At 71.0% G+C, this 14,924-nt stretch carries 10 protein-coding genes; 8 read left to right on the forward strand and 2 right to left on the reverse strand.

Annotated elements, in window-relative coordinates:
- Positions 1-42 precede the first annotated feature (42 nt).
- From NQZ70_RS35175 to NQZ70_RS35190, 4 genes are all read left to right on the forward strand, one after another.
- Entirely contained in the window at positions 43-417 is a 375-nt protein-coding gene (locus NQZ70_RS35175) for a response regulator (RefSeq protein WP_129578129.1), read from the forward strand.
- Positions 414-1,460 (forward strand): response regulator, encoded by a 1,047-nt coding sequence (locus NQZ70_RS35180; RefSeq protein WP_129578130.1) that lies wholly within the window; start codon positions 414-416, stop codon positions 1,458-1,460. Before NQZ70_RS35175 ends, NQZ70_RS35180 begins: the two co-directional genes overlap by 4 nt.
- Positions 1,461-1,572: 112 nt before the next feature.
- Entirely contained in the window at positions 1,573-5,223 is a 3,651-nt protein-coding gene (locus tag NQZ70_RS35185; RefSeq protein WP_129578131.1) for a response regulator, read from the forward strand.
- Positions 5,224-5,320: 97 nt separating this feature from the next.
- Complete coding sequence (locus NQZ70_RS35190) at positions 5,321-5,680, forward strand: S-adenosylmethionine decarboxylase family protein (RefSeq protein WP_129578132.1); 360 nt, start codon at positions 5,321-5,323, stop codon at positions 5,678-5,680.
- Between the two features lie 54 nt (positions 5,681-5,734).
- On the opposite strand, the gene NQZ70_RS35195 is transcribed toward NQZ70_RS35190, so the two are convergent.
- Positions 5,735-7,159 (reverse strand): peptide MFS transporter, encoded by a 1,425-nt coding sequence (locus NQZ70_RS35195; RefSeq protein WP_129578133.1) that lies wholly within the window; start codon positions 7,157-7,159, stop codon positions 5,735-5,737.
- 417 nt (positions 7,160-7,576) lie between these two features.
- On the opposite strand from NQZ70_RS35195, the gene NQZ70_RS35200 reads away from it, so the two are divergent.
- A complete protein-coding gene (locus NQZ70_RS35200) occupies positions 7,577-8,710 on the forward strand; it encodes a hypothetical protein (RefSeq protein ID WP_129578134.1) in 1,134 nt (377 codons plus the stop codon).
- 362 nt (positions 8,711-9,072) lie between these two features.
- A complete protein-coding gene (locus NQZ70_RS35205) occupies positions 9,073-10,491 on the forward strand; it encodes a proteinase inhibitor (protein WP_237244319.1) in 1,419 nt (472 codons plus the stop codon).
- Positions 10,492-10,557: 66 nt separating this feature from the next.
- On the opposite strand, the gene NQZ70_RS35210 is transcribed toward NQZ70_RS35205, so the two are convergent.
- Positions 10,558-12,339: a CotH kinase family protein gene (locus NQZ70_RS35210; protein ID WP_129578135.1), complete on the reverse strand. Its 1,782-nt coding sequence runs from the start codon at positions 12,337-12,339 to the stop codon at positions 10,558-10,560.
- Positions 12,340-12,777: 438 nt separating this feature from the next.
- Here NQZ70_RS35210 and NQZ70_RS35215 point away from each other — a divergent pair, with 438 nt between their 5' ends.
- Positions 12,778-13,326 carry a tol-pal system YbgF family protein gene (locus tag NQZ70_RS35215; protein ID WP_165374334.1) on the forward strand — a complete coding sequence of 183 codons (549 nt, stop codon included), beginning with the start codon at positions 12,778-12,780 and terminating at the stop codon, positions 13,324-13,326.
- Between the two features lie 158 nt (positions 13,327-13,484).
- Positions 13,485-14,828, forward strand: a complete 1,344-nt coding sequence (locus tag NQZ70_RS35220) for an endo-1,4-beta-glucanase (protein WP_237244320.1) — start codon at positions 13,485-13,487, stop codon at positions 14,826-14,828.
- Positions 14,829-14,924: the final 96 nt, after the last annotated feature.

The raw sequence follows: 14,924 nt of genomic DNA on the forward strand, positions 1-14,924 counted from the left end.
GGCGGGGCGCTGCGGGGATCTTGCTTTCAAGGGGGCGACCTCATGACCACCATTCTCCTCGTCGAAGACAACGAGATGAACCGCGACATGTTATCGCGACGCCTGCTTCGCCGTGGATACGCCGTGATGACCGCCGTGGACGGCGAGTCGGGGGTGGAGATGGCGCGCGCCGCGCGGCCGCAGCTGATCCTCATGGACGTCGGCCTGCCCAACATCGACGGCCTCGAGGCGACGCGCCGCCTCAAGGGGGACACGCGCACCAGGGACATCCCGATCATCGTCCTCACCGCCCACGCGATGAGCAGCGATCGAGAGCAGGCCATCGAGGCGGGCGGCGACGACTACGACATCAAGCCCGTCGAGATCGAGCGCCTCGACGCCAAGATCCAGACGCTGCTCGCCCGGGAGTCGCCGTGAAGCGCCCGGCCGATCCCCTCGCCGGGCGCGGCGCCGCGAGCGACAGGCCCGGGAAGCAGGAGCTCTGGAGATCGCTCATCGCGCACCTCCGCCACGAGCTCCGCACCTCGCTCACCGCGATCGTCGGCTACGGCGACCACCTCCTCGAGTGCCTGCCGCTCGACGCGCCGACGAGCACGTTCGACGCGCTCAACGGGCTCCGGGGCATCGGGGCCTCCGTGCTCGCCCAGGTGAACGAGCGCATCTCCGAGGAGGCGCTCGGCAACCGCGACTCGCAGGCGCTGCTCCGCAGCCTGCGCGAGCTCAACGACGCCACCGAGCCGCACACGAGCAAGATCGAGCCGCTCTGCGCGGAGCTGCTCTCCCGGTTCGAGCGCGAGGAGCGGTTCGCGCTGATTCCCATCCTCTGCCGGATCCAGGCGGCGGGGGTGATGCTGCGCAGCCTCATCGCGGGCTACTCGCAGAGCGGCCTCCCGAAGGCCCCGTGGCTCGGGCTGCCGCTGGTCCAGGACGAGGCTCCCCCTCCCGCGCTCACCTCCCCGGCCAGGGCCGGGAGCATCGGCGGGCGCCTGCTCGTCGTCGACGACAACTCCGTGAACCGCGACATGCTGACGTCGTGCCTCGAGCGGCGGGGGTACGAGGTGGACCAGGCGCCCGGCGGGCGCACGGCGCTGCAGCTCATCCGCGAGAACGACTACGACCTGATCCTGCTCGATCTCGTCATGCCGGACCTGAGCGGCCTCGACGTCCTGGAGAAGCTGCGGGACGAGGGGCGCCTCGGCCTCGCCCCGGTGGTCCTGCTCTCCGCGTCCGACAAGCTCGGCGACGTGGCGCGCGGCATCGAGTGCGGCGCCGAGGACTACGTGACCAAGCCGTTCAACATGGTCCTGCTCCAGGCGCGCATCCGCGCCTGCCTCGAGCTCAAGCGGCTCAGGCAGTGCGAGGAGGCCTATGTCACCCTGCTCCGGGAGCACCAGGCGCGCGCCGAGGAGGCGCAGCGCGCGGCGACGCGGGGCGCCGCGGGCGAGCAGGGCGGGGGCTGAGCGCGAGGCCGCGCCGGCCGGGCGCGCGCGGGGCGCTTCACAGGGCGGTTGTACCGAGGACACGAGGGCGCCTGTCCGGGGCGTGCCGCGGACAGGCGCGGAGCGGCGAGCCATGCAGGTCATCCACACCATCGTCAGGGAGAGGCGCGCGTACAACAGCTGGGTCGCCAACGAGACCATGGAGGACTACTCCCTCCGCTACGCGCCGAGGTCGTTCCGCAAATGGTCCCCGGCGCTCCTCGCCAACACGGCGCTCGGCGGGATCTCGTTCCTGGCGCTGGAGGCCATCGGCGGCTCGCTGATCGTCAGTTACGGGTTCACGAACTCGCTCTGGGCGATCCTGGTCTCCAGCGTCATCATCTTCCTCACGGGACTGCCGATCTCGTACTACTCCGCGACCTACAACCTCGACATGGACCTCCTGACGCGGGGCGCGGGGTTCGGCTACATCGGCTCGACGATCACGTCGGTCATCTACGCGTCGTTCACGTTCATCTTCTTCGCCCTCGAGGCCGCCATCATGGCGCAGGCCCTCGAGCTCTACTTCGGGCTGCCGCTCGTACCCGGATACCTCCTGTGCTCGGCGGTGATCATCCCGCTCGTGCTCTTCGGCGTGACCCTGATCAACAAGTTCCAGCTCTGGACCCAGCCGCTGTGGCTCATGCTCATGGCGCTGCCGTTCGTCTTCGTGCTCCAGAGGGACCCGGAGGCGCTGTCCGGCTGGACCAGCTTCGTCGGCAGGTCGGAGGGCGGCGACCGGTTCGACCCGGTCCTCTTCGGCCTCGCGGCCAGCGTGAGCTTCTCCCTCATCGTGCAGATCGGCGAGCAGGTGGATTACCTGCGGTTCATGCCGGACAGGACGCGATCGAACCGCCGCCGCTGGTGGCTCGCGCTGATCCTGGCGGGGCCGGGGTGGATCCTGCTCGGCGGCGCCAAGCAGCTGGCCGGCGGCTTCCTCGCGTCGCTCGCGGTGCGGCAGGGCTCGAGCGTGGACGCGGCGCTCCGGCCGGTGGTGATGTACCTGGCCGGCTACGAGCACGTCTTCTCGAACCGGAGCGTCGTCCTCCTCGCGGCGATGGCGTTCGTCGTCGTCTCGCAGCTCAAGATCAACGTGACCAACGCCTACGCCGGGTCGCTCGCGTGGTCCAACTTCTTCTCGCGGCTCACGCACCGCCACCCCGGCCGCGTCGTCTGGCTCGTGTTCAACGTCGCCATCGCGCTCCTCCTCATGATGTTCGGGGTCTTCCATACCCTCGAGAAGGTGCTCGCGATCTACTCCAGCGTCGCGATCGCGTGGATCGGCGCGATCGTGGCCGACCTCGTCGTCAACAAGCCCCTCGGGCTGAGCCCACGGACTATCGAGTTCAAGCGGGCGCACCTCTATCACGTGAACCCGGTGGGGGTCGGCGCGATGGGCGCGGGCGCCGCGGCCTCCATCCTCTGCTTCGCCGGGGTGTTCGGCCCCGCCGCCGCGGCGTACTCCTCGTTCATCGCGCTCGGCCTCGCGTTCGCGCTGTCCCCCGCGATCGCCTGGCTCACCCGGGGCAAGTACTACATCGCCCGCGAGAACACCCATTTCCCGAGCGACAAGGCCCCCGGGATCGCGCAGTGCTGCGTCTGCGAGCACGGCTACGAGCCGCAGGACATGGCGTATTGCCCCGTGTACGAGGGGGCGATCTGCTCGCTCTGCTGCACGCTGGACGCGCGCTGCCACGACGTCTGCAAGACGCCCCGGCCCGGGGTGTCCGCGCGCCGGGCGACGGCGCTCCGCGCCTTCGTGGCGGAGCGGCTGTCGGCGCGGCTCTCGTCGCGGCTCGCGCGCTTCGCGCTCGTGTTCGCCGCCATGGCCGGCGTCGTCGGGGCGCTCTTCGGGCTCTTCTACTGGAGCGCCGCCCTGACCGCCGAGGCGCGGCCCGAGGTCCTCGCCGCGTTCATCAAGCTCTACGCCGCGGTCGTGGTCCTCATCGGCGTCGGCGCGTGGTGGCTCGTCCTCTCGTGGGAGAGCCGCGAGCTCGTCGAGGAGGAGCTGGATCGGCAGAACGAGCAGCTGCAGCAGGAGATCGCCCTGCACAAGGAGACCGAGCAGGCGCTGTCCCAGGCGATGGAGCGGGCCGAGGTCGTGAACCGGCAGCTCTCGGAGGCCAAGACGCACGCCGAGGCCATGGCGCGGGCGGCCGAGCGCGCGAACCTGGCGAAGAGCCAGTTCGTCGCCAACATGAGCCACGAGCTGCGCACGCCGCTCAACGCGATCCTCGGCTACAGCGAGATGCTCCAGGAGGACGCGATCGAGCTCGGCAACCAGGCGTTCGTGGCGGACCTGAAGAAGGTCCACCAGGCCGGCGCCCACCTCCTCGGCCTCATCAACGACGTCCTCGACCTGTCGAAGATCGAGGCGAGCCGGATGGAGCTCCACCCCGAGTCGTTCGACGTCCAGGCGGTGCTCGACGAGGTGACCTCCACCGTGCGCCCGCTGGTCGCGCAGCGCCGGAACACGCTCTCGATCCACCGCCCCGAGGGCGCGATCACCCTGCACGCCGACCCACGGAGGACGCGGCAGATCCTCTACAACCTCCTCAGCAACGCGGCGAAGTTCACCGCCGACGGCGCCGTGCGGGTGCGGGTCGCGGTCGAGCGCGGGCCCGGCCTGCCGGCGCTGCACCTCGAGGTCGAGGACGAGGGCATCGGGATGACGGAGGAGCAGCTGAAGCGGCTGTTCCAGCCGTTCGTCCAGGCCGACGCGTCGACCTCGCGCAGGTACGGCGGCACCGGGCTGGGCCTCATGATCACGAAGCGGCTGGTCGAGCTCATGGGCGGCGTCATCGAGGTGACGAGCGAGGTCGGCAAGGGCTCCACGTTCCGCGTGCGGCTGCCGCTCGCGGCGCCGCGCGACGACGCCGCGGCGCGGGGCGGCGCGGCGGACGGCCACGGCCGCGCGGGCGCCGAGGCGTGGGCGCCGGGCGACGCGGACGCCCAGCGGCTCGTCCTCGTGGTGGACGACGACGCCACGGTGCGCGACCTGCTCAAGCGGCACATCGAGGCGCTCGGCCACCACGTGGCGCTCGCGCCGGGCGGGCGGGAGGGGCTGCGCCTCGCCGGCACGCTGTTCCCCGACGTGATCACGCTCGATCTCCTGATGCCCGAGATGGACGGCTGGCGGGTGCTCTCGGCGCTCAAGTCGACCCCGGCGCTCGCGTCGATCCCGGTGATCGTCATCTCGATCGTCGAGGAGCGGGGCATCGGGTATTCGCTCGGCGCCGCGGACTACATCACGAAGCCGGTGGAGCGCGAGGCGCTGGAGCGCGCGCTCGCGCGCTGCGCGCTCCGGAGCGGGCGCAGCCCGCGCGTCCTCGTGGTCGAGGACGACGCGCCGAGCCGGGACGTGCTCGAGGGGATGCTGCGCAGGTCGGGCTGCGACGCGCTGTCGGCGGCGAACGGCCGGGTCGCGCTCGATCTCCTGGCGACCGACGCGGAGGCGCCCGACGCGGCCATCGTCGATCTGATGATGCCCGAGATGGACGGGTTCGAGCTGATCGAGCGGCTGCGCGTCCACGAGCACTGGCGCCGGATGCCGCTCATCGTGCTCACGGCCAAGGAGCTCACGGACGAGGATCGCGCGCGGCTCCGGCTGGGCACCGAGCGGGTGTTCCAGAAGGGGGAGCTCGGCCTCCAGGAGCTCCTGGAGGAGGTCCGCGTCTGCGTCGAGGCCGCGGCGCAGGCCGGCGCTCCGCGGGCGCCCGCCCCCATCGGCGCGCCCGCGGCGTGAGCTCGCCGGCGCGCCCGCGGCGTGAGCTCGCCGGCGCGCCCGGCCTCGGCTATCCTCGGCGGCCAGCGCGGCGCCGCCGCTGCGCGCCTCGCCCACGATGCGGTTATACGTCGCCCTCGCCCACTTCGAAGGTTGCCCCTTCGATTTCCTGAACAGCAAGGCCGCGCTCCGCGGGGCGCTGGAGGCGGCCGTGGCCGCCGGGCGGTTCACCCTGCTCGAGATGGTGGTCGTCCCGTTCTCGCCGCAGGGCATCACCGCGTGCGCGGTCGTCAGCGAGTCGCACGTGGCGCTGCACTCCTGGCCCGAGTCGGGGCGGCTCTTCGTCGACGTCGCCTCGTGCAGCACGCTGGAGAGCGTCCGCCGCGCCGTGGAGGCCATCGGGGGCGCGCTGCCCGCGGGGCGGCTCGCGGTGCTCGACGAGCGGATCGTCGACCCCGGCGGCGCCCGGGCGCCCTGACGCGGCGGCGCGCCCCCTCCCCGGGGGCGCCGCCGCGCCTCTCGGCGGTCGGTGTCAGTGGCTGCCGATGACCCGGCGGAGCGGCTTGTTGAACGCGAACATCGCGGCGCCGGCGCCGATGCCGAGGACGGTGAGGAGCAGGAAGAACATCTCCTTCGGCCAGCGCGTGTAGAAGATGCCGATATAGCCGCTCAGCGTGTTGCCGAAGAAGCTCGAGACGAACCACATGCCCATCATCATCGACACGATCCGCACCGGCGAGACCTTGGTCACGAGCGACAGGCCGATGGGCGACAGGTAGAGCTCGCCGATCGTGAGGAGCAGCGTGCAGAAGAGCGGCCAGAACAGGCTGCCCTTGCCGTCGCCGACCGCCTGCGCGCCGAGGATCATCACGATGAACGACAGCCCGAGGAGGGTGCAGCCGATCGCCATCTTCGACACGCTCGTCGGCTCCGTGCCGCGCTTCGACTGCCAGCGCCAGAAGATGTCGAGGAGCGGGGCGAACAGGATGATGCAGAGCGGGTTCCACGACTGGAACCACGTCGACGGGATCTGGAAGCCGAGGACGACGGGCCACACGGTCTTCTCGTCGGCCCAGGTCTGCATCGTGTTGCCCTGCTGCTCGTAGACCGCCCAGAAGACGATGTTGAGGGCGCAGAGCGCCACGAGCGCGCCGACGCGCTTCCACTCCTCGCTGGAGAGCGGCTGCTTCTCCTCGCCGGTCCCTTCGGCCGCCTTGGTGAGGTTGTCCTTGGCGAGGTACTTCTGCCCCATCAGGTAGACGACGAGCCCAAGGCACATCCCGACGCCCGCGGCGGCGAAGCCGTAATGCCAGCCGTAGACGGCGGCCAGCGTGCCGCACACGAAGTTGCAGATGAAGGCGCCGACGTTGATGCCCATGTAGAAGATGGTGAAGGCGCCGTCGCGGCGCGGATCACCCTTCGGGTACAGGCTGCCGACCTGGGTCGAGATGTTGGGCTTGAACGCACCGTTGCCGAGGATGAGCAGGAGCAGCGCGAGGAAGAACGAGTTCTCGAAGGCCATGACGAAGTGTCCGACGGCCATCAGGACGCCGCCGATCACCACCGTCTTGCGCTGGCCCCACACCCGGTCGGCGAGGATGCCGCCGAAGAACGGGGTGAGGTAGACGAGGCCCGTGTACAGCCCGTAGAGCATGGACGCCTGCTCGGCGGGCGCGCTCGGGAGCAAGCCCCGGATGAAGTCCCCGGCGAACACCGTGGCCGGATCGCCAGGGACGAGGTCGCACGGCGGCGAGTGCTGGCGGCACCCCTGGTACGCCTCGCGCGCCGTGACGAACAGGTAGTTCGCCATATACAGCTTGAGGAGGCCGCGCATGCCGTAATACGAAAAGCGCTCCCACATCTCCGCGAAGAAGAGGATCACGAGCCCCGGCGGGTGCTTGAAGCGCCTCTCGAAGGCGGTGACGGGGAGGGCCGGCTCGGTTGCTTGCTCGCTCAATGCTGTCTCTCCACGAGCTGGGACCACGCTGCGTGGTCGTCGGGCGATGCAGGGGATGGTGGGGCGCGATGCCCCTCGGCATGCGGATGCTAGACGATCCGCGACGCCCACGTCACGCCCTTGTTGCGCACAGCGTCGACCCGGGTGAACCGGGTATCCACGTGGGCGGCCCCGCGGTGCGCGGCGCCCCTCCGGCGTTCCAGGCCGTCGGTACGCGCGCGATAGCGCCGCGCGGCGGGGCGGCGGTCGAGGCGGCTGGGCGGCGCCGGCCGGCGCGCCCTCGGTCGCGCCGCGCGGGCGCGGGCTCCGCCCTGGCCGCGCGAGGCCGCGCGCGTCGACGACGGGAGATACGATCGATCGGTGAAGATCGGCAGTCGAGGCTTCCGGTGAGGCGCCGCCGGTCGCAGGTGACGCGTGATGCGAACTCCAAAGCTCCGCTCCGTCCCGAAGCATATCGCTCGTTCGTCGCTCCTCCTCTGGATTCCTCTCCTCCCTGCCTGCGCCGGAATCGAGCCCTCGCCGCCCGCGGCGTGCGCGCCCGGCGAGGAGCTCTTCCGGGGTCGGTGCGTCCACCCCGCCGCCCGCTACGAGCCCGAAGAGCGCATCGACCGGGACAACGTCGTCGCGTTCGGCGCGCCGCTCACCCGGCTCCAGCTGCCGGAGCCGCCGCGCAGCGGCTTCAGGATCATCGCGCCGCCGCGGACCCTCGCGCCCGGCGAGGAGGCGCTCTTCTGCCTCTCATGGCCCTTCCCTGCCCTCGTGAACGAGACCGTCCACGCGGCGCGCCTCTACACGACGGCCGGGCTGCACCACAGCAACGTCATCGCCAAGCCGGTGAATCCGTCGTTCGGGCCGAACCCCTACCCGGGCTGCCATCCTGGCGCCGACGATCCCTTTGGCGCGCTGCCGGCGGTCATCCCGGACGTCCTCTTCGCGAGCTCCACCCAGGTCGTCGGCGACGAGACGCTCGTCTTCCCCGAGGGGATGGGCTTCACCCTGGACACGACCCGCGAGATCTCGACGAGCGTCCACCTGCTCAACGCGTCGGCCGAGCCCGCGGTCGTCGAGCTCGCCTACGACTTCTTCACCATGCCCATTTCCGAGCGCACGGAAGAGCTCGTGCCGTTCGTCATGAACGTGAACGACTTCCTCGTCCCGCCGCGCGCGACCCGGACCGTCGGCGCCACGTGCTCGACGTTCGGCGGGAACATCGTGTCTCTCATGCCCCACACGCACCGTTACGCCGAGGCCTTCGACGTGGATGTCGTCGGCGAGGACGGCGGCGAGGCGCGCGTCTACGAGGGCGGGGCGTTCGACCTGGAGGGCGACATCGAGGTGTACCGGCGGGCGATCGCGCTCGAGGAGGGCGACTCGCTCCGGTACGCGTGCAGGTTCCGGAACACGTCGGACCACGATCTCACCTTCGGCTTCGGCGACAACGAGATGTGCACGCTGTTCGGGTACATGTACCCGCCGGAGAAGCAGTTCGCGGCGGTGTCGCTGCGCGACGGAGAGCCGTGCCTCTCGTTCGGCATCGGCGCGCTCCGGTGAGGCGCGGGCGCCGCCGGGGCGCTGCTCCTCGCCGCCGAGGGCGCCGTTCCGCCCCGCAGCATCGCGTCGCCTACGGGCGAGTTGCGCCGGCGGCGCCGGCCTCCCGTCGCTGAAGCGCCTCGGACCGCCCCTTCATGTTTCCTGGACAAGGCGGGTGCCGTCCCCCGGCACGCCTCCGGCATGCCTCCAAGCAGGGCGCCGACGGACAAATACAGTGTCCCAGACCACAAAATACTCACAAAACCATGTACCAAGATTGCACAATCATGAACAAACGATACACATCAACACGCTCTCCGGACAATCCGGCGAGCTGAACCACATTCACCTTCGCTCGAAGGTCCACGTTCAGGAGATTCACCGTGAAGCGAGAGCTCCTCCGTTCACCGCACGCGATGCTGGTCGCAGCGCTCCTCGTCTCGGCCTTCGGAGGGCTGGGCGCCTGCCAAAGCGGCGAAGACAACGCCGCCTCGGGGGCTCCGGAGCCCTCCGGGTCACCGGGCCGTTGCGTCTACACGAGCGCCTTCAGCCAGGCCGAGGAGTGCCGCGAGTACACCGGCGGCGGCTGGACCGCGGAGGCCGCCGAGGCCGACTGCAAGGCGCTCCAGGGCGCCACCTTCACCGGCGGCGAGCGCTGCGCGTATCCAGAGACGCTCGGCCGCTGCGTGCTCGGCGGCGGGACCGACGACGCGTACACCCTTGTCTTCCCCGGCGGCGACACGAGCCAGTGCGCCGCCACCCAGCGCGGCTGCGAGATGTTCGGCGGCGGCCAGTTCGAGCCCGACGCCTGCGACGCCGCGACCGAGGACCCCGGCATCGGCACCGGCGGCGCCGTCTTCCAGTGGCCCGAGCAGGTCTGCGTCGATCCGAAGGCCGGCGAGCCGGCCGGGCAGAGCGACGGCAAAGTCTGCACGTTCGGCGCCATCTCGGGCTGCACCGAGCCGGGCCGCCGGTTCACCGATTACGCGTCGTGCGAGCCTGTCCTCACGCAGCGCCCGTACTGGCCCGCGCCGCCCTCCGAGTACAAGACCCCGAGCGACGATCCGCGCCTGTCCGACCCGGCATGGCTCGCCGAGCTCGCCTGGGTCACGGAGCAGACCGAGGCGTGCGGGTGCGTGTGCTGTCACTCGACGGAGGCCGCGCCCGCCGCGGGGCCGTCGAACTGGTACATCGAGGCCGGGCCGGTCTGGACCGACAGCTTCAAGCCGTCGGGCCTCGCGCTGGCCGCCGGCTGGGTCTCCTCGGCGGCGCTCGGCGCGTATCCGCCGGACCAGAACAACGGCTTCTCCCGCGACGTCGCCGGGCTGCCCACCACGGACCCGGCGCGCATGATCGCGTTCTTCGAGGGCGAGCTCGAGCGCCGCGGGTTCACGAGGGAGGATTTCGCGGACATGACCCCGTTCGGCGGGCCCATCTATGAACAGAGCCTCTACGAGCCGAGCGACTGCGCGGCGGGGGAAGGCGTGGACGCCGCAGGCAAGGTCACCTGGGCCGGCGGCGGCGCCCGCTACGTCTACGTCATGTCGGCGGACGCCGAGAACCCGGGCGCTCCCCCCAACCTCGACCTGCCCGAGGGGACGATCTGGCGGCTCGACGTGCCCTCGAGCGCCGAGCCCATGAAGAGCGGTATCACCTACGGCGAGGCCCCGCCGAGCACGAAGCAGGGCTATCCCGCCGACGGGACCCCCGAGGAGCTCGTCCCCGGCACGAAATACTATCTCTACGTGCTGGCGGACGTCGGCATCCCGATCACGCGGTGCCTGTTCGAGATCTCGCCCTGAGAGGGAGCGCCGGAGCGCGGCGCCCCTCCCTCTCCGAGCGTCGAGCCTGTCGAGGCTTACCCGGCGTCAGCCCGCGGATTCACCGCCGGCGCCGCCGCTCCCCGCCGCGCCGCCGCCCAGGCCTCCGCTCCCCGCATCTCTTCCGCCCACGCCGCCGCTCCCCGCGTCTCCACCGCCCTCGCCGAAGCCGCCGACGCCGCCACCGCCCTCGCCGAATCCGCCGACGCCTTTACCGCCCTCGCCGAATCCGCCCTCACCTCCACCGCCCTCGCCGAAGCCGCCCGCGCCGACCGCCGCACCGACGCCCCAGCCGCAGTCCTGGGGATAGCCGCAGTAGCCGCCGCAATCGACCTGCGGAGGAACGCAGAGCTGCGGCTGCTCGCGGTTCCTCTCCAGATCCTCCGGCAGGAATTTGAGCTGCTCGGTGAGCCAGGCGTCCAGCGCCGCGTACCGCTCCTCGTCGCCCGGACGGAGCATCCCCTCGTCCGAGAGCTGCTCGTAAATGCCCTTCAGCACCGCGTTCGGGTCGAGCGCCGCGAAATCCTCGATCACGTCCTCGCACATCGCGATCGTGTCGGCCCAGCAGGCCGTATCGCTCTGGCACCCGCGCGCCAGCGAGTTCGCGCCGGCCAGGGGGACCAGCGGATACCAGCTCTGCCCCAGGCTGATGTCGACCGAGTACGGCAGGTACTGGAACAGACCATCGGACCGCTCGACCAGCACGACGTTGTTGCTGTTGTGGATGGCGTCATCCCCGGTGGCGAGCACCCACGACAGGCACTGGAACCGGTGGAAAGCAGGCCAGTCGATCCAGCCCTCGAGCGCGGCCTTGAAGCCCTCGCCCGGCGGCGTTTCGGCGATCGCCTGCTCGAGCGCCTTCGCGCGGGTGTTGTCGCACGTCTTCAGCTGGCAGGTCGCCGGGTCGTCGAAGATGCTGCCGCCGGGGATCACCACGTCGATCGGCTTCGGGATCCAGCCGCCCCCCGGGATGTTGCCGGCGAAGTCCCCGGCGAACTCCCACATGTTGGCGCAGCCGCCGCCGAGCTTGTCCCCGAGGCGCGCGCAGAACGCCTTCTTGTAGCGCTCGACCACGATGTATGGAATCGACACCTCCGGCCCCCAGACGTTGCTCGAGATCCAGGCGTAGTTGGTCAGGGGGGCCGGGTAATCGAGGCGGGCATAGAGCTCGAGCGTGAGGCGCTCGCGGAAGACGGTGCCGACCTGGCCGTTGTTGAAGCGCAGGTGCTCGAAGCCGCCGAGCCGCTGCTTCTCGACGAACTCGTCCGCGTCGACGTTGAGGTTGGGAATGGTCCGCTTCGTCCAGGGCCGCAGCGTCGACTGGCCGGCGACCCCCACCTGGACCTTGCCGTAATCGGCCGTCTTGCCCTTGGCGCCGGCCGTCGTCACCCACAGGTGATCCACGAAGGTCGCGTCTTCCCCGGTCGGCGAGTAGATATCCCCGAACCCCGGCCGCGCGATGGGGATCGGGCCGTTGTCGAGCCCTTCGTTCATGAGCTCGAGCTGCTCTTTCGAGACGGCGAGCCAGTAGCGGTTGCCGATGGCGCCGAAGACGTCGAGCGCATGATCGGCCACCTCGGTGTCCGCGACGGGCGCCCCCGGGAACTCCTCTGCCGGCGCGCCGCCATCGCCGCCGTCGCCGCGGTCGCCGCCGTCGCCGCCGGCCCCGCCCTCCCCGTTCGTGTAATAGTAGTTGTTGATGGTGTCCGGCGGATCGGCGCAGCCCGCGAGGAGGATGGCAGACGGGATGACCGAGAGGGCGAACAGCGAAATCGCTCGCGTGCGGAACGACCGTGACCGAGCCGAAAGAGACGGTAGCTGAGAGGGCATGAGCGCAACCTTTCCGCACCATGTCACTGCAAAAATCGTACCGTCCGTGGCAAAATTGTGACAGCGACGGTGGCGATGCCCCGGGGCCATGCCGACCCCGCAGATCCGGTGAGATCTTCGAGGAGCTCATCCCTCTCGCCCCGCGGGCCGCGCGGCGCGCGGCCTTCGCCCCCTCATGACACGGGGATCAGATCCTGGCACACTCCCCCGGCGCCGCGGCCATCTGTGCCAGCTCGCGCTCCGACAGGGCGAGTCCCTCAACGCGCTTCCAGCGCGCGGCCCTCGCGCGGCGCACAGCGCACCTCGATGGCCTGTTCCGAGGATGGCTCGCTCCACGACCCGCGCGCCCTCATGTCGTGATCGAGCGCGCCCGAGCCGCCGCCCCGCCGTTCGAGCGGCGGCTACCGCCGGCCACGCCGGCGCGCTACGTTCGCCGCCGTGGACGCACCCCGACCGTCCGGCACCCGCCGCGCGCTGCTCATCGGCCTCCCCCTCGCCGCGCTCGCCGTGGCGGGCTTCCTCGCGCTCGGCCGCGACGAGCGCCCCGCCCCGAAGGCGCGGCCGTCGAGCGCGGAGCCCAGCGAGGGCGCGAGGCCGCAGCGACGCGACGAGTCGTCCGCCGTCCCCCCGGCGCCGCCGCCGGCCGCTGCCCCCGCGAGCGCCGCAGCACCGCAGCCCGACGCGGCGCCGGCGGCGCTGGACGCGGACCCCGAGGCCCGCGTCATCGAGCGCATGCGCGCCGCGTTGACGAGCGACCCGGAGGAGGTGCTCCGGCTCGACGACGCGGCGTCGCGCGATTTCGACGACAGCTCGCGCGCCGCCGAGCGCGGCCTGCTCCGCGTGCGGGCGCTCGTGCGCCTCGACCGGGCCGGCCAGGCCCGCAGCCTCGCGGAAGACCTCATCGAGCGCTATCCGGACGACCCGTCCGCCAGGAGCGCCGCCGCCTATATGGGGGTTCACCCGAGGCCGCGCGGCCCCTCGCGGTAAGGCGAAACACCGCAGCTGCCGCAGAGGAGAGGCGATGATCTCGCCAGGGCCGCTGTGACAAGCATCTTGTAGCCACGGCAGAACGTTGCGCGGCGAGTCACTGAACCGATTAAGATTTCGGGCTGGCTCGAACGTGCGTTTCTGGCGATAATCGGCCCATGCGCAATTGGCTTCTTCTTGTTGGGGTTCTCCAGCTCACCGCGGCTGGCCTTGGGTGCGGCGACGGGACGGGCGACGGCGGCGAGGGCGGCGCCGGCGGGGAATCGGCGGACAACGGCCCGACCGGCAGCGGCTCCTCGGGCACCGCCGGGCCCACGGGCACGGGCGCCGGCGCGCCCACGGGCACGGGCGGCGGAGGGCCTACCGGCACGGGCGGCGGCGCGCCCACGGGCGGGCCCGCGAGCACGGGCAGCGGCGAGCCCGTGGGCAGCAGCACAAGCAGCGGCGGAGAGCCCAGCACCTGCACGGTGGAGGACGAATGCCCGTTCGAGGCCGGGGTCGAGATCGCCTGCCGCCTCCGCTTCATGTACGGCGTGAACTACGCGTGGCGCGACTTCGGCGCCGACTTCGGCGGCCAGTCCAGGTGGAGCCAGGCGGGCGTCTCGGGCAAGAGGAGCCAGGTGCTCTCCGACCTCCAGGACATGCGCGCCAACGGCGTCGACGTGGTCCGCTGGTGGATCTACCCCCGCTTCTACGGGGACCAGATCAACTTCGATGGGCAGGGCAACCCGACCGGGCTCGGCGGCACCTCGGCGCAGGACATCCTGGCGGCGCTCGAGCTCGCGGATCAGGCGCAGGTCAACGTGATGTTCACCCTGTTCTCCTTCGACGGCTTCTACAAGACGTCGCACAACCCACCGAACGGCCTGACGGTCTGGAGCATGGGGCCGATCGTCGCGGACGCGGGCCGGCGGGCCAAGCTCATCGAGAACGTCGTCCGGCCGATCGCCAAGACGGTCGCGTCGAGCCCGCACCGCGGCCGGATGCTGGCCTGGGACGTCATCAACGAGCCCGAGTGGGCGATGACCGGGCCGAGCCTCTACGGCGGCGACCCGGCGTTCGAGGGGGACTCGAGCAAGTTCGATCTCGTCACGCACCAGCAGATGGAGGCGCTCGCCAAGGAGTCGGCCGCGGTGCTGCGGGAGGAGACCGGCGCGCCCGTGAGCGTCGGCAGCGCCGCGATCAAGTGGGGTCAGGCGTGGACCCACGCCGACGTCGACTTCTACCAGGTCCACATGTACGGCTGGGTCAACGACTACTTCCCGTACGACAAGCCCCTGTCCGAGTACCGACTCACGGACAAGCCGGTCGTCATGGGCGAGTTCCCCATCAACATGGCCGAGATGGACGTGGGCTACGACAAGTTCGTGGGCGACCTCTACAACATGGGGTATGCGGGCGCGATGTCCTGGTCGGTCACCGACGCGAACTTCCCCTGGTCGTCCAACAAGACCCGCGTGAAGGCGTTCGCCGATCAGCACCCCTGCGAGACGCGGTACTGAGCGCCGGGCGAGCGCCGCTGTCCGCGGCGCCGCGCTTCCCGCCATCCAGCCTGAACCTCGTCGTCGCGCCGGCGGTGGCGAGCTCATCCTGGACGA

The sequence above is a fragment of the Sorangium sp. So ce836 genome (assembly GCF_028553905.1).
GTDB lineage: Bacteria > Myxococcota_A > Polyangia > Polyangiales > Polyangiaceae > Sorangium > Sorangium cellulosum_D.